The organism is Saccharothrix sp. NPDC042600, assembly GCF_040647305.1.
Taxonomy (GTDB): domain Bacteria; phylum Actinomycetota; class Actinomycetes; order Mycobacteriales; family Pseudonocardiaceae; genus Actinosynnema; species Actinosynnema mutabilis.
This window is the reverse complement of the sequence record NZ_JBEZBW010000005.1, coordinates 54,259-78,314: the sequence shown is the minus strand read 5'-3', so window position 1 is coordinate 78,314 and position 24,056 is coordinate 54,259. Positions and strand designations below refer to the sequence as shown.

General features: G+C 72.6%; 21 protein-coding genes. 3 read left to right on the top strand and 18 right to left on the bottom strand.

Annotated features, from left to right (window positions below):
• Positions 1-100 precede the first annotated feature (100 nt).
• The 11 genes from AB0A74_RS05900 to AB0A74_RS05850 all read right to left on the bottom strand — a co-directional run bounded on the left by AB0A74_RS05900 (position 101) and on the right by AB0A74_RS05850 (position 14,079).
• The gene (locus tag AB0A74_RS05900) at positions 101-1,990 is read right to left on the bottom strand and encodes a glycosyltransferase (RefSeq protein ID WP_358247755.1); all 1,890 of its coding nucleotides are present in this window, start codon (positions 1,988-1,990) and stop codon (positions 101-103) included.
• Positions 1,991-2,141: 151 nt separating this feature from the next.
• Positions 2,142-3,326, bottom strand: a complete 1,185-nt coding sequence (glf, locus tag AB0A74_RS05895; protein WP_358247754.1) for a UDP-galactopyranose mutase — start codon at positions 3,324-3,326, stop codon at positions 2,142-2,144.
• 80 nt (positions 3,327-3,406) lie between these two features.
• On the bottom strand, positions 3,407-3,787 hold the full coding sequence (locus tag AB0A74_RS05890) for a DUF2304 family protein (protein ID WP_358247753.1): 381 nt from the start codon (positions 3,785-3,787) through the stop codon (positions 3,407-3,409).
• 13 nt (positions 3,788-3,800) lie between these two features.
• Positions 3,801-4,541 (bottom strand): glycosyltransferase family 2 protein, encoded by a 741-nt coding sequence (locus tag AB0A74_RS05885; RefSeq protein WP_358247752.1) that lies wholly within the window; start codon positions 4,539-4,541, stop codon positions 3,801-3,803.
• Positions 4,542-4,550: 9 nt separating this feature from the next.
• Positions 4,551-5,813: a hypothetical protein gene (locus AB0A74_RS05880; protein ID WP_358247751.1), complete on the bottom strand. Its 1,263-nt coding sequence runs from the start codon at positions 5,811-5,813 to the stop codon at positions 4,551-4,553.
• Positions 5,810-6,814, bottom strand: a complete 1,005-nt coding sequence (locus AB0A74_RS05875) for a glycosyltransferase (RefSeq protein ID WP_358247750.1) — start codon at positions 6,812-6,814, stop codon at positions 5,810-5,812. The genes AB0A74_RS05880 and AB0A74_RS05875 overlap by 4 nt, the downstream gene beginning before the upstream one ends.
• Before the next feature lie 26 nt (positions 6,815-6,840).
• Complete coding sequence (locus AB0A74_RS05870; protein WP_358247749.1) at positions 6,841-8,955, bottom strand: DUF6541 family protein; 2,115 nt, start codon at positions 8,953-8,955, stop codon at positions 6,841-6,843.
• Positions 8,956-9,095: 140 nt separating this feature from the next.
• Positions 9,096-11,039: a DUF6541 family protein gene (locus tag AB0A74_RS05865; RefSeq protein ID WP_358247748.1), complete on the bottom strand. Its 1,944-nt coding sequence runs from the start codon at positions 11,037-11,039 to the stop codon at positions 9,096-9,098.
• Positions 11,040-11,066: 27 nt separating this feature from the next.
• Entirely contained in the window at positions 11,067-12,029 is a 963-nt protein-coding gene (locus AB0A74_RS05860) for a Gfo/Idh/MocA family oxidoreductase (RefSeq protein ID WP_358247747.1), read from the bottom strand.
• On the bottom strand, positions 12,026-13,123 hold the full coding sequence (locus AB0A74_RS05855) for a DegT/DnrJ/EryC1/StrS family aminotransferase (RefSeq protein ID WP_358247746.1): 1,098 nt from the start codon (positions 13,121-13,123) through the stop codon (positions 12,026-12,028). The genes AB0A74_RS05860 and AB0A74_RS05855 overlap by 4 nt, the downstream gene beginning before the upstream one ends.
• A 143-nt stretch (positions 13,124-13,266) precedes the next feature.
• Positions 13,267-14,079: an HAD family hydrolase gene (locus AB0A74_RS05850; protein WP_358247745.1), complete on the bottom strand. Its 813-nt coding sequence runs from the start codon at positions 14,077-14,079 to the stop codon at positions 13,267-13,269.
• A gap of 61 nt (positions 14,080-14,140) precedes the next feature.
• Between AB0A74_RS05850 and AB0A74_RS05845 the strand changes: the two genes are divergently transcribed.
• From AB0A74_RS05845 to AB0A74_RS05835, 3 genes are read left to right on the top strand one after another with little or no spacing between them, the layout of a single operon-like run.
• A complete protein-coding gene (locus AB0A74_RS05845) occupies positions 14,141-15,004 on the top strand; it encodes an LLM class flavin-dependent oxidoreductase (protein ID WP_358247744.1) in 864 nt (287 codons plus the stop codon).
• 31 nt (positions 15,005-15,035) lie between these two features.
• Positions 15,036-16,202: an L-2-hydroxyglutarate oxidase gene (gene lhgO / locus AB0A74_RS05840; protein ID WP_358247743.1), complete on the top strand. Its 1,167-nt coding sequence runs from the start codon at positions 15,036-15,038 to the stop codon at positions 16,200-16,202.
• Between the two features lie 36 nt (positions 16,203-16,238).
• Entirely contained in the window at positions 16,239-17,336 is a 1,098-nt protein-coding gene (locus tag AB0A74_RS05835; protein ID WP_358247742.1) for a UDP-N-acetylglucosamine 2-epimerase, read from the top strand.
• Between the two features lie 42 nt (positions 17,337-17,378).
• Here the strand turns inward: AB0A74_RS05835 and AB0A74_RS05830 are convergent, their stop codons facing one another.
• From AB0A74_RS05830 to serS, 7 genes are all read right to left on the bottom strand, one after another.
• Positions 17,379-18,599: an acyl-CoA reductase gene (locus tag AB0A74_RS05830; protein WP_358247741.1), complete on the bottom strand. Its 1,221-nt coding sequence runs from the start codon at positions 18,597-18,599 to the stop codon at positions 17,379-17,381.
• Entirely contained in the window at positions 18,596-19,642 is a 1,047-nt protein-coding gene (locus AB0A74_RS05825; RefSeq protein WP_358247740.1) for an acyl-protein synthetase, read from the bottom strand. The genes AB0A74_RS05830 and AB0A74_RS05825 overlap by 4 nt, the downstream gene beginning before the upstream one ends.
• Positions 19,639-21,012: an AMP-binding protein gene (locus AB0A74_RS05820; RefSeq protein ID WP_358247739.1), complete on the bottom strand. Its 1,374-nt coding sequence runs from the start codon at positions 21,010-21,012 to the stop codon at positions 19,639-19,641. Before AB0A74_RS05820 ends, AB0A74_RS05825 begins: the two co-directional genes overlap by 4 nt.
• On the bottom strand, positions 21,009-21,743 hold the full coding sequence (locus AB0A74_RS05815) for an SDR family oxidoreductase (RefSeq protein ID WP_358247738.1): 735 nt from the start codon (positions 21,741-21,743) through the stop codon (positions 21,009-21,011). The genes AB0A74_RS05820 and AB0A74_RS05815 overlap by 4 nt, the downstream gene beginning before the upstream one ends.
• A complete protein-coding gene (locus tag AB0A74_RS05810) occupies positions 21,736-21,975 on the bottom strand; it encodes an acyl carrier protein (RefSeq protein ID WP_309110159.1) in 240 nt (79 codons plus the stop codon). Before AB0A74_RS05810 ends, AB0A74_RS05815 begins: the two co-directional genes overlap by 8 nt.
• A 23-nt stretch (positions 21,976-21,998) precedes the next feature.
• Positions 21,999-22,697 (bottom strand): UDP-N-acetylglucosamine acyltransferase, encoded by a 699-nt coding sequence (locus AB0A74_RS05805; protein WP_358247737.1) that lies wholly within the window; start codon positions 22,695-22,697, stop codon positions 21,999-22,001.
• Positions 22,698-22,790: 93 nt separating this feature from the next.
• Positions 22,791-24,041, bottom strand: a complete 1,251-nt coding sequence (gene serS / locus AB0A74_RS05800; protein WP_358247736.1) for a serine--tRNA ligase — start codon at positions 24,039-24,041, stop codon at positions 22,791-22,793.
• Between the last annotated feature and the right edge of the window lie 15 nt (positions 24,042-24,056).

Genomic DNA, 24,056 nt, shown 5'->3' with positions numbered 1-24,056 from the left:
GGCGCTTTTGTCTTGAGAGCGCGCAGCGCGTTGCTCGTTCGTAGACCACAAAAACTGCGCGGCGACCCCGAAAGGCCACCGCGCAGCGCACCAACCAAAATCAGTTCTCGAACACCTTGCGCCAGGCCTCGACCGAGGTCAACTCCGGCAACGCGTCCCGGTAGACCTGCTTCATCCGCGGCCACTCCTGGCTCAACCGGCGGTAGTTCCGCACGGCCCGCGCCATCAGCTTCTTGAACTCCTTCGGGTCCCGCTTGCGGAACGCCACGCCGCTGCCGTCGGCGTTGGACACGGTCGCGCTGTCCAGGTTGCCCAGCAGGAACCAGCGGGCGTCCGCCGACGGCACGTTGATCTGCGGGCGCTCCGTGGTGGCGGGCTCCGGCGAGCGCAGGTTGTGGACCAGGGCCTTCGCCGCCTCCCGGGCCTTCACGGCCGGGTTGGTCGGCGGGGTCAGCATGGCCTCCGCGCGCACCATGTCGAACGTGGGCGGCGGGAACTCGCGGGCCGACGGCAGGACCTGGGCGTCCGCGTAGCCGCGCCGCAGGGCCTGGATCTCCGGCAGCGCCGTGCGCAGCGAGTCGAACAGGCGCGACGGGCCGGCCAGGAAGTCCTCGATCGCCTTCTGCTGCACGGCCACCGTCGAGTACTCCATCGACAGGAGGTGCCGCAGGGTCAGCTTGATGCCCTGCTTGGCCAGCGTCGACCGCACGTCGTACGGGCTGTGCAGCGCGGCCATGACCAGGCGGTTGCGGGTGTGGAAGTACGCCTGCCAGTCGGTCGCGTCGTTCTTGTCGGTCCACGGCATGTGCCAGACCGCCGAGCCCGGCAGCGACACCGTCGGGTAGCCGTTCTCCAGGGCGCGCAGCGAGTACTCGGCGTCGTCCCACTTGATGAACAGCGGCAGCGGGTAGCCGGTGCGCTGCACGACCTCGCGCGGGAACAGGCACATCCACCACCCGTTGTAGGTGGAGTTGATGCGCAGGTGCAGCTCTTCGGTCTCGCGCAGCGACTGGCTGCCGAAGTCGTGGTCGGTCACCGCGCCCGGCGCGGCGCGCCAGAAGCACGTGCCCAGGTCCACGACCTCGCCCATGCTGTGCAGGCGGGCGCGGGCCTGGAGGTTGAGCATGTGGCTGCCGACGATGACCGGCTGCGCCGCCGCGCGGGCGAACGCGTTGGAGCGCAGCACCGCGTCCGGCTCCAGCCGGATGTCGTCGTCCATGAGCATGATCTGGTCGACGTCGGTGTGCTCGATCGCCTCGTACAGGCCGCGGGTGAACCCGCCGGACCCGCCCAGGTTGTCCTGCTCGATGACCTCCAGCTTGTCGCCGAGCAGCCGCACGGCCTCGGCGTAGCCCTCGGTGTCGCGCACCTTCACCGCGCCCTGGTCGGCGACGAAGACCTTCTGCACGACGTCCAGGACGGCGTGGTCCTCGCCCAGCGCGCGCAGCGCGATGATGGCGTCCACCGGGCGCATGGTGGTCATGCCGATGGCGACCTTCTGCGGGGGCAGCGCGCGGTCCGTGGTCCAGGCCGCCTCGCCGATCTCCAGCGTGTGGTCGTCGGTGAACACGTCGAACCAGATCCAGCCGCCGTCCTCGAACGGCTTGAGCCCGATCCGGAACTCGACGTCCACCCAGTCCTGCGCGGACCGCACGGCCCGCCCGTCCAGGTGGATGGGGTCGCCGTTGGGCTTCGACCGGTACACGTCGATGCGGCCCTCGCCGCGCAGCCGCATGCGCAGCACGACTTCCTCGACGACCGTCCAGCGCTTCCAGTAGCTGGCCGGGAACGCGTTGAAGTACGAGGCGAACGACACCTTGGCCGACGCGGGCACGGTGACCTCGCGGCGGGAGGAGACGTGCGAGTGCACGTTCTCCGGCTCGTCCAGGTAGAGCGGGCGGACGTCCAGCGGGTCTTCGTCCCGGGGCAGGATGATCCGCTGGAGCACCGTGCTCGGGTCGATGCCGCCACGGGTACTGTGCTCGGTCACGTGCTGTTCCTCCGACGAACCAGCGACACGGTTCGGGATGTTGGGGGCGGAAGGATGGGTGGCGCGGTCAATCGCGACCATACCGCGCCACCAGGCACAGCTCAGCCCAGGCTGCCGTCCGCAGCCCGGTCCGGACTGCCGGCCGGGCAGCTCAGTCCAGGCTGCCGTCCAGCGGGGCGCCGTCGGTCAGGTGCGGGGCGATCTTGTTGTCGAACGCGGTGAGCGCCGCCCCGATCGCCATGTGCATGTCGAGGTACTTGTACGTGCCCAGCCGGCCGCCGAACAGGACGTTGCGCTCGGCCGCCTCCCGCTTGGCCAGCTCGCGGTAGCGCTCCAGCTTGCCCCGGTCCTCGGCGGTGTTGATCGGGTAGTACGGCTCGTCGTCCTCCTTGGCGAACCGGGAGAACTCGCGCACGATGACCGTCTTGTCGGTCGGGTACTCGCGCTCCGGGTGGAAGTGCCGGAACTCGTGGATGCGGGTGAACGGCACGTCCGCGTCGTTGTAGTTCATCACCGGGGTGCCCTGGAAGTCGCCGGTCGGCAGCACCTCCTGCTCGAAGTCCAGGGTGCGCCAGCCCAGCCGGCCCTCGGAGTAGTCGAAGTACCGGTCCACGGGGCCGGTGTAGACGACCGGGGTGCCCTCGGGGACCTGGTCCTTCACGTCGAAGAAGTCGACGTTGAGGCGGACCTCGATGTTGGGGTGGTCCGCCATGTTCTTCAGCCACGCCGTGTAGCCGTCCTTGGGGAGGCCCTCGTACGTGTCGTTGAAGTACCGGTTGTCGAACGTGTACCGGACCGGGAGCCGGCTGATGACCGCCGCCGGCAGCTCCTTCGGGTCGGTCTGCCACTGCTTCGCGGTGTAGTCGCGCACGAACGCCTCGTAGAGGGGGCGGCCGATCAGCGAGATCGCCTTCTCCTCCAGGTTCGTGGCGTCCTTGGAGTCGATCTCGGAGGCCTGCTCGGCGACCCAGGCGCGGGCCTCGTCGGGGGTCAGGTACCGGCCGAGGAACTGGGTGATCAGGCCCAGGCCCATCGGGAACTGGTAGGCGACGCCCTTGTGCATCGCGAAGACCCGGTGCTGGTAGCCGGTGAACTCGGTGAACTGGTTGACGTAGTCCCACACCCGCTTGTTGGAGGTGTGGAACAGGTGCGCGCCGTAGCGGTGCACCTCGATCCCCGTCTCCGGTTCGGCCTCGGAGTAGGCGTTGCCGCCGATGTGCTCACGCCGTTCCAGGACCAGCACGCGCTTGTCCAACTGGCTGGCGGCACGCTCGGCGACGGTCAGGCCGTAGAAGCCGGAACCGACCACGATCAGGTCATATCCTGCGAAGCTCACGGCACCCAAGGCTACGGCAGCGACCGACTGTGACCGCCGCCACCCTGGCTCACCCCCGGTGGACCCCACCGGGAGGCGGGTCAGGCCCGACCGGACTCTTCGAGCTTCTTCTCCAGGCCGCGCTGCACGTCTTCCAGCTCGCACCGGAGCAGAGCGATCTCCTCGACCGTGGTGCGCACCTCTTCCTCCAGGTGGCCCACCTCGCTGCTCAGCTGGAGCACCACGAACAGCAGCACCACGAAGGCCACCGCGAACAGGAAGTTCGCCGCGAGCTGGATGCCGGTCAGGCCGGCGAGCCAGGACGGCAGCCCCGGGATCGCGCCGAACACGACCACGCCGGCGCCCACCACCAGCCACATGCCGGCGTACTTCTCGCGGAGCTTGCGGCGGCGCATCATCTCGATGACCACGACCAGCACGAACACCGCCACCGCGATGCTGAGCAACCGGAACTCGGACATGGGAGCGACCTCCTCAGGCGGCTTCGTGCGAGCCCTTGACGGGCTTGCGGCGCATCAGTGCCAACAGCAGCGCCAGGGAGGCGCGCAGCAGGTACACCGCGGACTTGACGGGGGACGTGCTCGGGGTGCCGGCGGCGCGCATCCGCATCGCCACGGGGACCTGGCGGATCTGCAGGCCCGCCCGGACCGCCATGACCAGGGACTCCAGGGTGTCGCCCAGGTACTCCGCCGGGTAGTGGCGGGCGAACAGCGACACCGCGCGGGGGCCGGCGGCCTTGAAACCGGACGTCACGTCGGTCAGCTTCTGGCCGGAGATCCAGGACAGGACCAGCGAGAAGACCTTCATCGCCCAGCGGCGCGGGCCGCGGGCCTTGTAGTCGCCCTTGCCCGCGAACCGGGCGCCGATGACCAGGTCGGCCTCGCCCAGGACGCGCAGCAGCTCGGGGACCTCGGCCGGGTTGTGCTGGCCGTCGGCGTCGACCTGGACGACGACGTCGTACCCGTGCCGGACGGCGTAGCGGAAGCCGGTGCGCATGGCGCCGCCGACGCCGAGGTTCACCGCCAGCCGCGCGACCTGCGCGCCGGCTTCCCGCGCCCGGGCGGCGGTGCGGTCGGTGGAGCCGTCGTCCACCACCAGCACGCCGACGTCGGGCAGCTCGGCCAGCACCTCGGCGATGATCTTGTCGATGTTGTTCTCTTCGTTCAGCGCCGGGAGAACGACCAGCACTCGACGCAGGTCGACCGAGTCAGACACGGGGGAAGCCTAACGACCCGGTCCAACCGGCCCGTCGGCGCGTTCCCGTAGGACGAGCCACGCCCCGACCGCGAGCCCCACCGTGGGCGCGACGACCAGCCCGAGCACCGCCCGGACCACGATCCCGCCCGGCGACAGCCACAGCACGAGCACGCTCAACGCGGCCACGACCGCCCACAGCGCCAGCACGGCGCCGCTCTGCTTGCGGGCCACGAGGACGGCCGCGAGCAGCATCACCGCGCCCAGCACGAGCGACGACCACACCAGCCCGGCCACCGCCCACGGCTCGACCACGTACGCCGGGCCGAACAGCAGTCGCACCGCCCACGGCCCGACCAGCGCGCCGAGCACCGCGCCGACCGCCGCCACCGCCACCGCCACCGCGGCGCCCTTGGCCAGCAGCCCGCGCAGCCGCCGGCGGCCGTCCTCGTCCACGGACAGCCGCACCACGGCCGGCACCGCCATCGCCTGCACCGGCGAGAGCAGCAGCAACGGCAGCCGCGCCACGGTCAGCGCGAAGAACAGGGCGGACAGCGTGTCCGCGTCGGTCGGCGACTTGAACAGCTTGACGATCGCCGGGTACCCGGTGAGCACGCTCGCGGTCAGGCCCGCGCCGGCCACCAGCAGGACCATCCGCCGCACGACCACGCCCCACGGCTCGCGGCCCTCGCGCACGTCCACCGACGTCCACGCGCCGCGCGCGAACACCAGCCACGCGAACGACCCGACCGCCACGGCGACGGTCAACGGCAGCAGGTCGTTCCACCCGGCCACCACGAACCCGCCCAGCAGCACCGCCCGGACCAGCGCCTCGGCCACGACCAGCCGGCTGTACGGGCTGATCCGCCGGTGCCCCATCAGCAACCCGCGCACGCCGAACTGGGCGGCGAACCCCAGTGCGCCGGCGGCCGTGACCACGGCCACCAGGCCCGCGTCGCCGAACAGCCGGGAGCTGACCGGCGGCAGCAGGACCACCAGCCCCAGCACCGCCACGCCGATCGCGCACACCGCCATGACCTGGACGGCCGCGAACCCGGTCCGCCGGCCCTCGACGTCGGCCAGGGCGGCCTGCCGGGACACCTCCTGCTCGACCGGCGACAACGCCGACCCCGCGCCGAACAGCAGTCCCCAGAACACCAGGAACACCTCGGCGTCGGCCTCGGACAGCACCCGGCCGGCGACGATCAGCAGCGGGTACCCGAGGCCCGCGGCGACCAGCGTCGCGATGCCGACGGTCCCCAGGGACCGGCCCGCCGCGGGCGCGGCGCTCACCGCCCGAGCCGCTTGCGCAGCGCCATCAGCAGGCCCCGCGCCGCGCCCGCGCCGAAGCACGCGGCGAACAGCGGGAGCAGCTTCGCCACGGCCGTGGCCTGCTCCTTGCTCCCACCCAGCTTGCGCACGACGGCGCCGGCCGCGACCGACCCGGCGGCGGTCAGCGCCACCGCGGTCTTCGGGCGGCGCGCCGCCAGCACCAGGCCCGCGACGCCGACGCCCGCGGCGGCGAACGCCGCGTTGCGCACCGGGCCGGGCGAGTCGAGGTAGCCGTCGACGAACGTGCTGCCCCGGAAGTAGGCGTGCTTGACGAACTTCGGCAGCGCGTCGCGGCTGTGGTAGAGCGCGTGGAAGCCGGGCGAGATGTGGATCGGGCCCTGCTCGGCGACGAACCGCAGCATGCGGGTGTCGTCGCTGGCCATGCGCACGTCGTCGTAGAGCGAGGAGAACGACACCGCCGCCTGCTCCAGCAGCCGGCGCGGGGCCAGGAACAGGCCGGTGCCCTTGGGGTAGAGGTCGAAGTCCTCGGCGGTGAACGACGTCAGGCGCGGGTTGCCCACGTACCGCCGCCACGCCACCGCCACCAGGCCCGCCATGAACGCGCCGTACGGGTTGCGCGGGTCGTCGGACTCGACGTGCCCGTTCCACACCGTCCGCTCGGGGTGCGCGAGGAGCTGGTCGCGCAGGTACACCAGGGAGTCCGCGCCGAGCACGACCCGGCTGTCCAGCAGCAGCACCAGCTCGCCGGAGGCCTTGTGGATGCCCGCGAGCCGCGCGGCGAACCGGCCGCCGTTGGCCTGGCTGACGACCGTGACGGGCAGCTGGGCCAGCTTGGCGGGCGTGTCGTCGGTGCTGCCGTCGTCGACGACGATGATCTCGGCGTCCCACCCGGCGTTGTCCAGCGCGGTCCGCAGCGCGCCGACGGACCGGCCGATCCAGTCGGGCTCGTTGAAGACGGGGATGACAACGCTGAGGCTGGGGACTTCGCTCCGGCTCGTCACGCCCCACAGTATCCAGCGGGCGGCGCTCAGGGCGTCGCCGGGTCCACCTCGTAGACCGACACGGTGCCGGACCGGAACACCGGGGTCAGGCCGGGCAGCCCGGCGAGCCGCTCCAGGCCCGGGGCGGTCGAGAACAAGGGGCCGCCGACCCACCCCTCCGGCGCGCCGGACGCCCCGATGCGGGGAGCCGCCGAGTCCACGTACACCCAGCGCACGTTGAGGTCGCGCAGCTCCCGCCGCACGCCGGGGTCCGTCGGGTAGGTGTTGAACGACCGCAGCAGGCCGTAGGTGTACGGGGTGCGGGGCGCGCCGAGCGTGCTGACGTTGACCACCGGCAGGCCGTGCTCGACGTAGAGGAACGTGGAGCCGTCGTTGGCGGAGTTGAGGATGCGCTCCCCCGGCCGGACGCGGGCGGCCAGCCACTCGCCGGCGGCCCGGTCGTCGGGGCCGACGCGCACGAAGTCCGGGCGGGCGAACCGGCCGGCCAGGTAGTTCGCGTCCACCCGCGCGTAACCGGCGGCCGGCCACACGAGGTACGCGGCGGCAGCGACACCCATCAGCACCACGACCGCCCACCGCACGGCCCAACGCCGCCCCACCGAGCCACCCGCCGCCGAGCCGACCACCGCCTCACTCGCCGCCGAGCCGGCCGCCGCGGGCCGGCGCGCGAGGCGCAGTGCGAGTGCCGACGCCACCAGCGCCGTCCCCAACCCGGCCAGGACCGGCGCGAACAGGCTGATGTGCGACCAGACCCGCAGGTGGGCGTGGTAGAAGAAGCCGGTGACCAGGGCGTCCGGGCCGGTGGCGGGGCTGGTCGCGAACAGCACCTCCACGACCACCCACGCCAGCCACGCGGCGAGCACGCCGAACCCGCGCCGGAACACCACGACCGCCACCGCGCCGAGCAGCGTCACCAGCGCCGCCGCGAGTTGCGGTTCGCCGAACAGGTGGGGCACGAACCCGCCGTAGGGCAGCAGCAGGGCGTTCTCCACCGCCGTCGCGAACGGCAGGGCGGGGGTGTCGGGGCGGAAGTTGGTCGGTCCGTCCGCGACGCCCAGCGCCCGCGCCAGCACCGGCGCGGCCACCACCAGCGCCACCACGCCGACGACCGGCAGCCGGGGCAGTTCGCGCACGACCCGGCGACCGGTCAGCGCCTCGCCCGCCAACCACGCCACCAGGCTCACGCCGACCGTGGCGACCGCGCTCGGGTGGATCGCCACCAGACCCGCGCACGCCACGCCGAGCGCCACCACCGGACCCCACCCCCGGCGGGGCACCGACAGCAGCGCCGCCAGCACCCCCGGCGTCAGGACCAGGGCCGCCGCGTTGGGCAGGATGCCGCCCTCGTGGACCAGCGAGAACACCGGCCGGTACAGCCCGACCGCGACCAGTGCCGCGAACCCGGCCGCGAGCCCCGCCGGGACGCGCCCGAGGCGGGCCCGGCGGCCGGCGACGTACCCGAGCGCGGCGACCGAGACGGCCCAGGCGAACCCGAGGACGACGACGGTGACCGCGTTGACGCCGACGACGGTGTCCCCGACCAGCGTGGCGACCGGGGCCATCAGCAGGTGCAGGCCGGCCGGGTAGAAGGTGACGTCCGCGCCGGTGAGCACGTCGGCGGGCAGCACCTGCCAGGGCGCGCCGCGTCCGGTGCGCTCGATGTAGGCGGTGAGGACGTGGTGCACGACCATGTCGTGCTCCTGGTTGACCGTGGACAGCCGGCGCAGCCCGAACAACCACGTGATGCCGCTGACCCCGACCGCCACCAGCGCCAACAGCGGCCCGGCCGCCCGCGCCAAGCCGAGGCGACCGCCACCGGGGCCACGCCGCCACCCGACGCCGAACCGGCGCAGTCGGACAGCGCCGGGTTGCCGACGCCGTGCGACAGCCGCCGCGCGCAGCCGGACGGCGCCGACGGCGAGCAGCAGGGCCGTCACCACGGCGAGCGGCAGCGGGCCGTGGGGCAGGCCGGTCAAGGCGCTCCCGATCGCCACCACCGTGGCGACCGCCGCCGACCCCGGCACCGCCAGCGCGGCGAACCACAGCGGCCTGCGCACCCCGGCGGCCGACAGCAGCCCGGTCCCGGGCAGTCCCACGACGAGCAGCGCCACCAGGACCGCCCCGACGTCGCGGGCGGTCATGGAACTCGCAGGCGGGTCGTCTCGGCCATCATCGGGTCCTCGAAGGATCTCGGGGGCAGGGCAGCGATGATGTTGTCGGCGGATCGTCGGGCGGTGCTTGCCGTGACGTTACCGTCCCGTAAAACGTCCCGCGGGCCGCGTCAGGGCCGCTGGTCCCCCGGTTCCACCAGCTCGTAGACCGCCGCGTCCGGGTTCGAGTACACCTTCCGCGCCAACGGGAACGAGTCGAGGTCCTTCAGCCCCGGCGAGCGCGGCATCTCCGGCCGCACGGTCCCGCGACCCACGACCACGTACCGCACGCCGAGGTCCTTGACCGCCTTCTGGACCCTGGGGTTGGTCTCGATCTCCTGGAGGTGGTACGAGATCGCGCCCGCGGTGCTGTCCTCGCCGGCGCCGTAGAACGTCCACTCGACCGGCTTGACCCCGGCCAGCGCGTACATCCACACCGAGCCGTCGCCGATGTCGTTGGCCACCGGCTTGCCGTCGGCGTGCTCCTTCAGCCACTGGTACGCCTGGCGCTCGCCGGAGGTGACCGTCGAGAAGTCGTGGTTGGACCAGCCCAGGCGCTGGGTGTTGCGGCCCAGGTAAGCGCCCTTGGTCAGCACGGCCAGCGCGAGCACGCCGACCAGGCCCACCGCCACCGGCACGACGAACCCGGCCCGCGCGCCCAGCCGGGCCTCGGACTTCGCGCCGATCCGGGTCGCGACCGTCCACACCAGCTCGCCCACGGCCAGCGCGCCGGCCAGCGGCAGCAGCGCCGCGAACCGCCAGGCGTCGTTGTAGAACGGGCCGGTCAGGGTGTCCACCAGCTTGCTGTTGATGGACGCGCACGCCGCGTACAGGCCGCCGAGGACGACCCACGCACCCACGACCCACAGCAGCCGCTTGTGCAGCATCATCAGGACGATGCCCACCAGGGCCGCTCCGCCCAGGAACCACAGCGGGAACCCCTGGGTCGGCGACCACAGCAGCACCTGCCCGAACGCGTCGGACGGCGACGCGAACTCCGGCCACCCGGCGCTGGTCACGCCCGCCGCGTTGGCGAACGCGGGCAACGCCAGCGGCAGCGCCGCCAAGACCGCGAGCACGGCGGTCACCAGCAGCGGGACCCGGGCGACCTGCCAGTCCACCGGCTCCAGCCGGACCACCAGCGCCACGAGCAGCAGCAGCGCGTACACGGCCATCACGAACGCGAGGCTGGTGTGCAGGCCGACCAGGCCCGCCATGGCCAGCGCCACGGCGATCGGCCCGCCCAGGCCGCGCTCGGTGAAGATCTTGCGCGCCAACGCGAGCGTCGCCGGCACCAGCGCCACACCCGCCACGTACGGCCACAGCGGGCCGCGCCACAGCGAGTCGTACGGGAACGCGCTGAACCACGTCGACACGGCGGCGGCGGTCGCGGCGGCCAGCGGCGGGACCCGCCACGCCAGCGCCATCGCGGCCACGCCCAGCGGCCACGCCAGCACCATCGACAGGGCCGCCAGGTTCAGCAGCTCCGGCATCGCCACCACCTTGTCCAGCAGCGGGGCGAGCAGCGCGTGGTAGGTGTTGGGGTAGAAGTAGTCCGCCTTGCCGGGCAGGTTCGCGATCTGGCCCAGCGCCGAGGGCAGCGACGCCTCGTGCTCGGCGATCCACCGGATGGCGTTGCCGTGGAACGGGGCGTCCCAGTCCTGGTTGACCGTGTTCAGGCTCTTGATGCCCTTGAGGAACGTCAGCGCGCCGACCGCCATGCCGGCCACCACGCCCACGAGCACGACGATGTTGTCCCGCAACGGTCGCTTGGCGGGAGCGACCACCGGCGCGTCACCCGGCTCGGTCTCGACCGCCGCGTCGAGCGCCTTCGCCCGGCGGCGCGCCACCAGCCAGGTCGGCACGCCGACCACGACGGCCAGCACCAGGAACCACAGGGCGACCGTGAGCAGGTTCCACGGGACGCCGGTGCGGCCCAGGGCGTAGGTGCCGAGGCCGACGCCGCCGAAGGTCAGCACCGGCGCCGCGGCGGCCAGCGTCCACCCTCTCAGCCGCAGCGCGAGACCGATCACCAGTCCCGGCACCCAGTAGGCCAGGACAACCAATGCGCTCATGTGGGTCTTTCCCCGGGTCCGGGACCGTCAGCCGGCGGTCGACTGCGCGCGCACGGCGGCCACCGCGCGGTGGGAGGGCAGGATGGACGCGCGCTCGGCGTCGGCGTCGAGGCGGCCGTCGACCAGGTCGAGGAACCGGTCGAGCTGGGTCGCCAGCGGTTCGCGGGCGGTGACCAGTTCGGGGATCTCGATGATCGCCTGCTGGCGGTAGCCGCGGCCGTCGGGCGTGGCCGCGTCCTGCGAGACGTGGTGGTAGATCGTGATGTTGCGGGTGAGCAGGTCCACCTCGATCAGCCGGTCCAGCTCGGTGATGGACAGCGAGCGGATCTTGCGCTGCCCGATGCGGCTGGCCGACACCGACGCGATCGCGCCGGTCGGGAAGGTGAGCAGGGTGTTCACCACGTCCTCCGCGCCGGGCACGGAGTCGGGGTGGAACTGGCCGACGCCCGCGGAGAAGCCGTGCGGCTCCGCGCCGCCCATGCAGCGGATCGCGAGGTCGACGTCGTGCACGAGGAGGTCCCAGGCGACACCGGTGCGGATGCGCGGCGCGTACGGCGAGTGCCGGACCGCGGAGACGTACACCGGCTCGGTGATCAGCTCCAGCGCCGTCATGACCGCCGGGTTGTAGCGCTCCAGCAGGCCGCACATGACCGGCAGGCCCAGCTTCTCGGAGAGCGCCAGCACCTCCTCGGTCTCGGCGAGGTCCGCGCACACCGGCTTCTCCACCAGCAGCGGCTTGCCCTGGTTCAGGACCTCCAGGGCCAGCTCGTAGTGCGTCTCCGTGGCGGACGCGACGATCACGGCGTCCACGTCGGACAGGTCGCCGATCTCCGGCGTCCACCGGGCGCCGTAGGTGTCGGCGACCCGCTTGCCGACGTCCTCGCGCGGGTCCACCACGCGGGCCAGCTCGCAGCGCTCGTTCTGGCTGGTGACGCGGGCGTGCAGGGAACCCATCGAGCCCACGCCGACGAGGGCGACCTTCGGTGTCATGCGCCCAGCACCTCGCGCACCGCGCCGATGATCGTGTCCAGCTCGGCGTCGGTCAGCTTCGGGTGCACCGGCAGCGACAGCGCCTGGCGCGCGACCCGCTCGGCGACCGGCACGTCGCTCGCGACGACGTTCGGGTTGTCCCGGTAGCAGTCGTAGTCGAAGACGGTCTTCGGGTAGTACGTGCCGTTGCCGATGCCCTTCTCGGTCAGCTTGGCGGCGAACTCGTCGCGGCTGATCGGGGCGTCGTCGGTGACCAGCACGGTGTACTGGTGCCACACGTGGGTGCGGCCGGGCAGGACGCGCGGGGTGCGCAGGCCCTTGATGCCGTCGAGGCCCTTGGTGAGCGCCTCGGCGTTGCGCCGGCGGGCCTCGGTGATGGTGGCGAGCTGCTCCAGCTGCGGGATGCCGATCGCGGCGTGCACGTCGGTCATGCGGTAGTTGTGGCCCGCGACCTCGTACTGGTAGCGCTGCCGCATGCCCTGGTTGCGCAGGACGCGGAGGCGGTCGGCGAGGGTGTCGTCGGCGGTGGTGATCACGCCGCCCTCGGCCGTGGTGATGTTCTTGGTGGCGTAGAGGGAGAAGCAGCCCAGGCCGTAGCTGCCCGCCGGGCGGCCCTCGAAGGTCGCGCCGACGGCCTGCGCGGCGTCCTCGACCAGCGCGAGGCCGCGGGCCTCCGCGATCGGCACGAGGCGGCCCATGTCGGCCATCTGCCCGTAGAGGTGGACGGGCATGAGGACCTTGGTGCGCGGCGTGACCGCCGCCTCCACCGCGGCCGGGTCGAGGTTGAAGTCCTCGTCGGAGATGTCGGCGAACCGGGCGGTGGCGCCGGCCTCCAGGATCGCGTTGAGGGTGGCGACGAAGGTGAACGGCGAGGTCACGACCTCGTCGCCGGGCTGGAGGTCCAGCACCTGGAGGGAGGCGACGAGCGCGGTCGTGCCGTTGTTCACGGCCACCGCGTGCGGCACGCCGGCGACGCCGCTGAAGGCGTCCTCGAACCGCTTGACCATCGGCCCCTGGGCGATCGCCCCGGATCGCAGCACCTGCAGCACGAGGTCTTCGGCCGCGGCCACGTCAACGACAGTGATGGGGATCATGCAGCAGTCTCTCCGCCTTCGAACGCCTGGCTACGGTGCCTACGGCCGGCAACGCGGGGCATCACGCTACCTCTAAGGACGCCCGCCACTCGGCGAGGGTTGCCGACCCCGCTGTGACGGCGTTGTCACCGTGGCGTGAATCTTTAGAACCAGCGCTCCAGGACCAGAGCCACGCCGTCCTCCGAGTTGGGCGCGGTGATCTCGTCCGCGGCGGCCAGCGCGTCCGGGTGGGCGTTCGCCATCGCGACCCCGTGGCCCGCCCAGGTCAACATCTCCACGTCGTTGGGCATGTCGCCGAACGCGACCACGTCCGCCGCCGCCACCCCGAGCCGCTCGGCCACGTCGGCCAGGCCGGTCACCTTCGTCACGCCCGGCGCGGACAGCTCGATCAGGCCCATCGTCGTGGAGAACGTCACGTCGACCTGCCCGTCGAGCACCTGCGCGGCGGCCTCGGCCATCTCCGCGCTGGTCATGTCGCGGTGCCGGCACAGGAGCTTGACCACCGGCGTGGTCAGCATGCCCGTCCGGTCGCCGTTGGGTTCCGGGCCCTCCGGCCACGGGTGGGTGTAGCTGTCCTCGGCGATGAACTGCGGCACGGTGTCGTCGAACGCCGTCCGGCCGGTGCGCTCGACGGCGAACGCCACGCCGGGCAGCACCCGGTCCAGCTCGCCCATCACGTCGCCGACCAGCACCGGGTCCAGCGTCCGCTGCCACAGCACCCGGTCCTGACCGAGGTGGTAGAGCACGGCGCCGTTCGCGCACACCGCGTAACCGTCCAGGTCCGCCTGCTGCGCGATCTCGGGCACCCAGCGCGGCGGGCGACCCGTGGCGAGCACGAACGGCACCCCCGCCGCGAGCACGCGGCGCACCGCCGCCGCCGTGCGCCCGGTCACCCCGTGCAGGGGGCTGAGCAGGGTTCCATCGACGTCCGAGGCCACGAGTCCAGGTCTTTCCACATCACCGATGATGCCTGGTCCCGCCATGACCCGTGGGCGAACACCTGGCTACCGTACGACGGTGCGCACCGGCATCGTCATCCTCCCCGAGCACCGCTGGTGGTTCGCCGAACCCAAGTGGAGGGCCGCCGAGGAGTACGGCTTCCACCACGCCTGGACCTACGACCACCTGGCGTGGCGCACGCTGGTGGACGGGCCGTGGTTCGGCGCGGTGCCGACGTTGACGGCCGCCGCGATGGTCACCGAGCGCATCCGCCTGGGCACGTTCGTGGCGAGCCCCACGTTCCGGCACCCGGTGCCGTTCGCGCGCGAGCTGCTGGCGCTGGACGACATCTCCGACGGCCGGCTCACCGTCGGCATCGGCGCGGGCGGCGGTGACGGGTACGACCACCTCGCGCTCGGGCAGCCCGCCCCGGCGAAGCGGGCGGAGCGGTTCGGCGAGTTCGTCGAGCTGCTGGACAAGCTGCTCAGCCGCGACCGGACGACCTACGAGGGCGCGCACTTCTCCGCGGTGGACGCGCGCAGCCACCCCGGCGCGGTGCAACGTCCCCGGCCGCCGTTCCTGGTCGCCGCCAACGGGCCGAAGGCGATGGCCGTCGCGGCCCGGTTCGGGCAGGGCTGGGTGACGTCGGGCACGCCCGCGGACGACCTCGACGCGTGGTGGCGCGGGGTGGCCGAGCTGGCGCGGCGGTTCACCGAGGTGCAGCACGAGCACGGCCGGCGCGTCGACCGGTACCTCAGCCTCGACTCCGCCCCCGTGTACTCGCTGACCAGCGTGGCGACGTTCCAGGACGCCGTCGGGCGGGCCGAGGCGCTGGGGTTCACCGACGTGGTCGTGCACTGGCCGCGGCACGACGGCGTGTTCGCCGGGCGGGAGAGCGTCCTGGAGGAGCTCGCCGCCGACGTGCTGCCGGCGCTGGGGTAACGCCGTGTCCCACCGGGCCGATGCACCGCCCGTGCGGCACATCGTGGTCATCGGCGGCGGGATCGTCGGTCTGGCAGTGGCGAACGAGCTGGTCTCCCGGGGTGACCGGGTCACGGTCCTGGAGAAGGAGGACCGCTGGGCGGCCCACCAGACCGGGCACAACAGCAACGTCGTGCACGCCGGCCTGTACTACAAGCCGGGGTCGCTGAAGGCGCGGATGTCCGTGGCGGGCAACCGGTCGATGATCGAGTTCGCGCGCCGCAACGACGTGCCGGTGGAGGTGTGCGGCAAGCTCGTCGTCGCCACGTCCCGCGACGAACTGCCCCGCCTGCACGCCCTGGCCGAGCGCGCGGAGGCCAACGGGGTGCCCGCGAAGCTGATCTCCGCCGCCGAGGCGCGCGACCACGAGCCCGAGGTGGCGTGCGTCGAGGCGCTGCGGGTGGAGAGCACCGGGATCATCGACTTCCCGGCCGTGTGCGCGGCCCTGGTGCGCCGGTTGGAGGGCCAGGACCTGCGGCTCTCGTCCCCGGCGCTGGCGATCCGGCCCGGGGCGCGCGGCGGGGTCGAGGTGGCCACGCCGTCCGGGGTGGTGCGGGCGGACGTGCTGGTCAACTGCGCCGGCCTGCACAGCGACCGGATCGCCCGCATGGCGGGCCTCGCGCCGGCCGCGCGGATCGTGCCGTTCCGCGGCGAGTACTTCGAGCTGCGCCGGACGTCGCTGGTGCGTGGCCTGATCTACCCGGTGCCGGACCCGACGCTGCCGTTCCTGGGCGTCCACCTGACCCGGATGCTCGACGGCAGCGTGCACTGCGGGCCGAACGCGGTGCTCGCGCTGCGCCGCGAGGGCTACCGGTGGCGCGACTTCTCCGGCCGGGACGTGGCCGAGGTGGCGAAGTTCCCGGGCACGTGGAGGCTGGCCCGCAAGTACGCCCGAACCGGGTTGGAGGAGGTGCTGCGGTCGTTCTCGCGCAAGCGGTTCGCGGCGAGCCTGGCCCGCCTGGTGCCCGCGGTGCGGGAGGACGACCTGGTGCCCGCGGCGGCCGGCGTGCGGGCGCAGGCGATGCTGCCGGACGGCTCCCTCGTGGACGACTTCCTGGTCGAGACCGCGCCGGACCAGGTGCACGTCCTCAACGCCCCGTCCCCGGCCGCGACCGGGTCGCTGGAGATCGCGAAGCACGTGGCGGACCTGACGCGCTAGTCCCTCGTTCGGGGGCCACCGGTACTCTGTCCCGCCGTGATCTCCTTCATCCTCGGCACCACCGCGGAACTGATCAAGATCGCTCCGGTCTTCCACGCGATCGCGGAGCGGGGCACGAAGCCGCAGATCTGGTTCACCGCGCAGCACGTCGACCACGTCGCCGAGACGCTGGACGACCTGCGGCTGCCGGAGCCCGCCGTGTGGCTGGTGCCGAAGGAGCAGGCGGTGCACATCGAGCGCCCGGCCCAGGTCCCCGGCTGGGCGGCCACGGTCCTGCGCGAAGCGTGGCGCCGCCGCACCGAACTCCGCTCGATCCTGACCGACGACGGCCGCCCACCGCTGGTCATCGTGCACGGCGACACCTTCACCACCCCGTACGGCGCGCTGATCGGCAAACGCATCCTCAAGGCCCGCGTGGCGCACGTGGAGGCGGGCGCGCGGTCCGGCAGCCTGCTGTCGCCGCTGCCGGAGGAGCTCAACCGCAAGCTGGCCGCCAAGATCGTGGACCTGCACTTCGCGCCCACGGCCAAGGAGGTCGACAACCTCCGCAACGCGCGTGGCGCGGTCGTCAACACGGGTGCGAACACCGCCATCGACGCGATGCGCCTGGCCATCGACGCCGAGCCGACGTTCGACCTGCCGCCGGAGTTCGGCTTGGCCACCCTGCACCGCTTCGAGCTGGTGTCGCGGGCGGACAAGTACCGCGAGGCGCTGGAGCTGCTGAAGAAGGCCAGCGAGCGGATGCCGATCCTGTACCTGGCGGGCCCGCCGGAGCAGGACCGGATCAAGCAGTACGGCCTGGGCCACCTGTTCGACGGCGAGCGGCTGATCATCAAGCCGAAGCTGCGCTACCTGGCGTTCCTGCCGATCATGGCGCGGGCGAAGTTCGTGGTGACCGACTCGGGCGGCCTGCAGGCGGAGTGCAACTACCTCGGCGTGCCGTGCGCGATCCACCGCGAGCGCACCGAGGACAACCACGGCGCGGGCACCACGCTGCTGCTGACCGGCATGGACGGCGGCAAGCTCCAGGCGTTCCTGGACGACTACGAGTCCTACCGCCTGCCGTCGCGGATGGACCGGTTCCACCCGAGCCGCATCGTCGTGGACACCCTGTCGCAGCTCGGCTACTGCTGACCCGTCGCGGGCAGCCCGCGCCGCCGGGGCGGGGCGGGCTGCTCACGGCTTGACGGTGACCAGGCGGGTGAACTCGCCGAGCAGGTCGTAACCGTCCCACAGCTCGGAGAAGGTCAGCGCCGAGCCGAACGGGACGATCCGGTCGATGCCCCGGCCCGCCAGCCGCTCGGCCAGGGCGCGCAGCTCGGGCTCGGTGAAGCCGAAGACCGACAGGGTCTGGTCCTTGCGCTCCACCATCGGGACCAGGGCGTCCAGGGTGGGCAGGGTGGCCAGCGGGAAGGTGCCGGCGCCCAGCCACTCGCGCGGGACGTCCGACGGCGCGGTCAGCTCGACCGTGGCCACCGCGTTGCCCTCGAAGTGGATGGCCCGCGCGTGCCCGTCGGCCGCGACGCCGTAGGCCGACACCCGCTTCTGGACCGCCATCGCCGGTTCGACCACGAACCCCTTGGCGGTCACGACCTCGCTCAGCAGCGCCAGGAACTCGGCCGACGCGGTGGCCGCGGCCGCCTCGTCACCGACCCAGAACAAGGCCCTCGGCGACGCGCACGCCGCCTGGTCGAACCAGTACGAGTCGTTGTAGAAGCCGACCGCCGCGTCCCGCCGCCGCTCGGGGCCCGCCGCCTGCCAGCCCGCCACCGACGCCACCGCGAAGGACGCCCGGTCCGGGAAGGTCAGGTCCCGCGCGTGCGACGCGAGGGGGTGGCGGCGGACCTCCGTCACGGCGCGGTCGCCGCCCCAGATCACGCGCAGGTCGCAGGCCGCGGACAGGGCGGCGGTCACCGCGTCGTCGCGGTCGTAGGTGACCATCACCTGGGTCCGCGCCACCGCCGGGTGGGCGTCGGCCAGGGCCTCGTTCAGCGCGGCCACGACCGTCTCGGCGGCACCGGCCGAGCGGGGCGAGATGCGGACGACGTTGCGGTTGCCCGCCAGCGCCGACAACGCCCACGAGTAGACGAAGATCGTGTCCACGTTCGCCGGCGGCACGTGGAAGACCAGGCCGCGCGGGAAGCGCAGCGCGTCGGACCGGGACAGCGACCCGAGCACCTTGGCGATCTCGCCGCGCCGCAGGAAGAAGCCCAGGGACGCCAGCTCCGGGAAGCGGCGGGCCGTGGCCGGGGCCAGCAGCTTGCGCGCGAACGACACCAGGAAGTCGACGATCCGCTCGTCGCCCACGCGCAGCGGGCCGCCCTCGACGGGGGCCGACAGGTCCTCCAGCAAGGCGGCTACGGTCGTGTCCGGGCCGGCCGGGAAGCGCCGCCTCATGCCGCCGCCCCCGCGAACGTGTCGGAGCACCCGCGCGCCTCGGCCCGCGGCAGCCGCCCCAGCACCGAGAACCGCTTGCCGGGCCAGTCGCCGTCGTCGATCCCGTGCACCACGCCGAGGTCCTCGGTCAGCAGCACGTGCCCGGGGTAGGAGCGCGGCAGCGTGGACACCACCTCGATCACACCGGGCTCGCCCACCGGCCGCTCCTCCCAGGTGTCCGGGTCGCGGATGATCACGTCGGCGAAATCGGGGCAGTACAACGAGTTCCCGGACGGACCCTCCAGGAACACGGTGCCGATCTGCTCGATCATCCCGTAGTAGTTGTGGATCCGGGTCAGCCCGGTGTCCTCGGCGAACCGCCGCCGGAACTCGGCGTTGTCCACCGCGATGTCGATCAGCTTCTTCCAGCCGCCGGAGTGGACGAGGATGCCGTTGGACAGGTCGAGCTTGTGCTCGCGCGCGACCTCGTAGAGGTACTGCCACACCATGAAGGTGAACCCGAAGATCAGGAACGGCTCGCCGCCGTGCCTCTCCAGGAACCCCTTCACGGCCTCGACGTCGGGCTGGTCGTGCTCGTCCAGCGCGTACACGTGCGACCGGCCGAAGTTCGCCATGCCGAGCACGCCCGCGCCGCGCGCGGAGAACGACCGGCGGTTCTTGATGATGCTGATCGTGTCCACCATCAGCATCGGCAGTCGTTTGCCGCCGAGGACTTCGCGCAGCGTCGCGCCGAGCTGCCGGGGCTGCACGGCGGCGGCTTCCTTGTCCAGGTAGATCCGCGACGCGCCGGCGCCGGTGGTGCCCGAGGACGTCAGGACCTTGAACACCTCGTCGTCCGGGATGCTCTTGAGGTCGTGGGTCTTGAACATCCGGACCGGCAGCCACGGCAGGTCCGCCACGGACCCGAACGTCGTGGGCGCGCCCAGCGCGGACAGGATCCGGTCGTACTCCGGGGAGTGCGCGCGGTGGTGGGCGGTCAGCTCGGTGAGCTGCGCCAGCAGCGCGGCCTCCTTCTCGGCCTGGGACAGCGCGAACACGCTCATACCCGTTCCTCCAACGACCGGTAGTCGATCTTGCCGCTGGGCAGCAGCGGGAACCCGTCCGCCGGCCGCACGTCGAAGCCGGTCACGTGCAGGTGCAGCGACTCCGCCAGCGCCTTGGCGGCGGCCTTGCACGTCTCGCGGGTGCCGCCGTCCAGGAACAGCACGACCTTGTCGCCCGCGGGCACGGCGGCGGCCGGCCCGAGGTGCTTCACCAGCTGCTCCAGGTCGTCGAGGTTGACCCGGTTGCCGAACACCTTGCCGATGCGCTTGAGCCGCCCGGTGATGAACAGGTAGCCGTCGGCGTCGAGGTACCCCAGGTCGCCGGTGGCCAGCACGCCGCCCCGCTCGTCGCCCGCCGCCAGCTCGTCCTCGGCGGAGGCGTACCCCATCATCACGTTCGGCCCGCGGTAGACGACCTCGCCGACCACGTCCGGGTCGGTGGTCTCCGCACCGGAGTCCAGCCGGATGGCGAACGACCCGCCGGGCAGCGCCGGACCGGCCGACCCGAGCTTGTCCGCCAGCCGCTCGGCGGGCACGGTGGCCATCCGCGGCGCGGCCTCGGTCTGCCCGTACATGACGAACATCCGCCCGCCCGCGGCGCGCATCTTCGCGTCGAACTCGGCGACCAGCTCGGTGCGCAACTTGCCGCCGGCCTGGGTCAGCGTGCGCAGCGACGGGTACTTCGCCGGGTCGAACCGCAGCCGCCGCAGCATCTCGTAGTGGTAGGGCACGCCGGCCAGGGACGTGGCCCCGTAGCGCTCGACGGCGTCCCAGAACGGCCGCGCCACCACGCCGGAGCCCTCCAGCAGCACGGTCGCCCCGCGCACCAGGTGGCTGTTCAGCACGGACATGCCGTAGCTGTAGTGCAGCGGCAGGCTCGTGGGCGCGACCTCGTCGGGCCCGATGCCCAGCACGTCGGCGATGGCGACCGCGTTGGCGCGCAGCGCCTCCCGGGACAGCTTCACGAACTTGGGGTTGCCCGTGGACCCGCTCGTGGGCAGCAGCACGGCGAGGTCGGGGTGCGGCGCGACGCCGTCCGGGGACAGCCGCACGCCGTCCGCCGAGTAGCCGTCCAACGGCTCGGCGACCGACCCCGGCACGGCCGCCGGCCGGAACCGCGCGACCAGCTCCGCCAGCACCGCGTGGTCCTGCCCCGGGTCCAGCAGCGCCACCGCGCGCCCGGCCTCCAGCGCGCCCAGGTACCGCAGCACGCTGGGCAGGTCCACGCCGACGCGCAGGAACAGCACGCCGGGGGGCAGGTCGCGCAGGGCCGCGGCCTCCGCCGCCACCCGCGCGGCCAGGTCCGCGCCGCCGACCAGCTCACCGGTCGCGGCGTCACGCAGCCGGGCCCCGGCGTGCACCAGCGTCACAGCACCAGACCCCCGTCGATGCCCAGCACCTGCCCGGTGACGAACGACGCCTCGTCGCCCACCAGGAACCGGATCACCGCGGCCACCTCCTCGGGCGTGCCCAGCCGGCCCAGCGCGGTGTCCGCCTGCACCTTGGCCAGCACGTCCTCGGACTGCTCGGCGATGAGATCGGTGCGGATCACGCCGGGCGCGACCGCGTTGACCCGGATGCCGTGCCGGCCGAGCTCCTTGGCCGCCGACTTCGCCACGGCGGACAGCGCCGCCTTGGACGCCGCGTACACCGTCTGGCCCGCGTTGCCGCGCTCGCCGACAACCGACCCGAGCAGGACGATCGCGCCGGACCGCTTGCGCATCATCACCCGCGCCGCCGCCTGCACGCACGCCAGCGACCCGGCGACGTTGGTGGTGAGGGTGCGGCCGATGTGGTCGTCGGTCAGCATGCCGATGAGGCCGCCTTCGAGCACGCCGGCGCTCGCGACCAGCACGTCGATCCGGCCGTGCTCCTTGGCGACCGCCTTGAAGACGTCCTTCACCGCCGCGGAGTCGGTGACGTCCAGCGCCACGCCGGACACGTTCGCGCCCAGCTCGGCGGCGCGCTTCGCGGCGGTCTCGCCGTCGCGGCCGGTGATCACCACGGTCGCGCCCGCCCCGGCCAGCGCGGCGGCGGTGGCGTGGCCGATGCCGCGCGTGCCGCCGGTGACGACCGCGACCTTCCCGTCGAGGCTACTCACCGACGCCGAAGCCCCGCAGCATGTCGACCGCGACCTTGAAGCTGCTCATGTCGATGACCTGCTCGGTCTCGAACTGGACGTCGAACTCGTCCTCGATCGCCGCGACCAGCGCCATGTGGCCCACCGAGTCCCACGCGTCGATGTCGCGGTACTTCAGGTTCTCCACGTCCACGTCGTCGTCGAGCTGGAGGGCTTCGACGAACACGGTCCGCAGGCGGTTCTCGATCGACATGCTGCTCTCAATCACTCGTCTGGTCAGTGCCCGGGCTCGCGGTCCGACCACGCCTTGAGCAGGGCGGACAGCTCGGCGGGCAGGTCGGCCGGGAGGTCGGTGGTCTTCCCCGTGAGGAAACCGGTGAGGGCGGCGATCGACTCCTCGTCGCAGCCGCGCCGCTGGAGGCCGATGGTGTTGACGCCGGTGGTGCGGGCCGGGTTGCCGACGGTGATGGTGAACGCGCCGACCTCCTTGCGCACGGCCGAGCCCATGCCGACCATCGCGCCGGGGCCGATGGCGGTCCGCTGGTGCACGACCGTGCCCAGCCCCAGGTTCGCGCCCGACCACACGTGGCAGTGGCCCGCGATCTGCACCGCGCTGGTGACGATCACGCCGTCGTCCAGCCGCACGTCGTGCGCGATGTGGGCGCGGCCCATCAGGTAGCAGTCGTCGCCGATGGCGGTGGCCTCGGTGACGCCCTGGTTGACCGTGACGAACTCGCGGATGCGGTTGCGGTCGCCGATCACCACGCCGGGGCCGGAGACCTCGCCGTCCCAGCCCGCCAGGTGGTCCGCGCCCAGGTACTCGGCCGGGCCGCCGATGCTCACGTGCGGGCCGATGAAGTTGCCGTCACCGATCCGGGCCGGGCCGGCGATCACCGTGTAGGGCCCGATGACGTTGTCGTCGCCGAGCTGGACCTCCGCGCCGATGATCGCGGTCGGGTGAATGCGGTTCGCCACCTGGTTTCCCTGCCCCGTGGATGTCGGATGTCACCCACGTCACCAGCGGTTACGCCGGGCGGGGGCCGGTGCACCACTGTACCGGAGGGGTCCTCAGCGGGGCGTCAGCACGTCGAGGCCGACGAACGGGCGCAGGGCCTGCGGGACCGTCACCGAGCCGTCGGCGTTCTGGTGGTTCTCCAGGATCGCCACGATCCAGCGGGTGGTCGCCAGGGTGCCGTTCAGGGTGGCCGCTACCTGGGGCTTGCCGTTCTCGTCGCGGTAGCGGACGTTGAGGCGGCGGGCCTGGAAGGTGGTGCAGTTGGAGGTCGAGGTGAGTTCGCGGTAGGCCCGCTGGGTGGGGATCCACGCCTCGCAGTCGAACTTGCGGGCGGCGGAGGTGCCCAGGTCGCCGGCGGCCGTGTCGATGACCCGGTAGGGGACCTCGATCTTGGCCAGCATCTCCTCCTCCCAGGCGAGCAGCCTGGCGTGCTCGGCCTCGGCGTCCTCGGGGCGGACGTAGGAGAACATCTCGACCTTGTTGAACTGGTGCACGCGGATGATGCCGCGGGTGTCCTTGCCGTACGACCCGGCCTCGCGGCGGTAGCACGACGACCAGCCCGCGTACCGCTTCTCGCCGTCGAGGATCTCGTCGGCGTGGTAGCCCGCGAGCGGCACCTCGGACGTGCCGACCAGGTACAGGTCGTCGTCGCGCAGCCGGTAGACCTCGCTGGCGTGCGCGCCCAGGAAGCCGGTGCCGGCCATGATCTCCGGGCGGACCAGGGTGGGCGTGATGGCCAGCGTGAAGCCCGCGCGGGTGGCCTGGGCGACGGCCATGTTCAGCAGCGCCAGCTCCAGCTGTGCCAGCGCGCCGGTGAGGAAGTAGAACCGGGAGCCCGACACCTTCGCGCCGCGCTCCATGTCGATGCCGCCCAGCCGGGTGCCCAGGTCCAGGTGGTCCAGCGGCTCGAAGTCGAACGCGCGCGGCTCGCCGACGTGCTTGAGCACGACGTAGTCGTCCTCGCCGCCGTGCGGGGCGTCCGGGTGGACCAGGTTGGGGACGGACCGGTGCAGCTCCGCCAGCTCCGCCTCGGCCTGGGACTGCTCGGCCTCGGCGGCCTTGACCTCGGCGGCCAACTCCTTGCCCTTGGCCAGCAGCGCCTCGCGCTCCTCGCCGCGCGCCTTGCCGACCTGCTTGCCGAACGCCTTCTGCTCGCCGCGCAACGCGTCGGCGCGGGCGATGGCCGCCCGCCGCCGCTCGTCGGCGGACAGCAGCGCGTCGACCACGGCCTCGTCCTCGCCACGCGCTCGCTGCGACGCGCGGACGGCTTCCGGGTTCTCGCGCAGGGCCTTGAGGTCAATCACGAGGTGAAAGGGTAG

Bases quoted from the DNA above. Each gene is read 5' to 3' on its own strand.
- AB0A74_RS05890 (WP_358247753.1), bottom strand. From the start codon at position 3,787: ATGTCCGAGTTCCGGTTGCTCAGCATCGCGGTGGCGGTGTTCGTGCTG.
- AB0A74_RS05870 (WP_358247749.1), bottom strand. From the start codon at position 8,955: ATGACCGCCCGCGACGTCGGGGCGGTCCTGGTGGCGCTGCTCGTCGTG.
- AB0A74_RS05865 (WP_358247748.1), bottom strand. From the start codon at position 11,039: ATGAGCGCATTGGTTGTCCTGGCCTACTGGGTGCCGGGACTGGTGATC.
- AB0A74_RS05860 (WP_358247747.1), bottom strand. From the start codon at position 12,029: ATGACACCGAAGGTCGCCCTCGTCGGCGTGGGCTCGATGGGTTCCCTG.
- AB0A74_RS05855 (WP_358247746.1), bottom strand. From the start codon at position 13,123: ATGATCCCCATCACTGTCGTTGACGTGGCCGCGGCCGAAGACCTCGTG.
- AB0A74_RS05830 (WP_358247741.1), bottom strand. From the start codon at position 18,599: ATGAGGCGGCGCTTCCCGGCCGGCCCGGACACGACCGTAGCCGCCTTG.
- AB0A74_RS05825 (WP_358247740.1), bottom strand. From the start codon at position 19,642: ATGAGCGTGTTCGCGCTGTCCCAGGCCGAGAAGGAGGCCGCGCTGCTG.
- AB0A74_RS05810 (WP_309110159.1), bottom strand. From the start codon at position 21,975: ATGTCGATCGAGAACCGCCTGCGGACCGTGTTCGTCGAAGCCCTCCAG.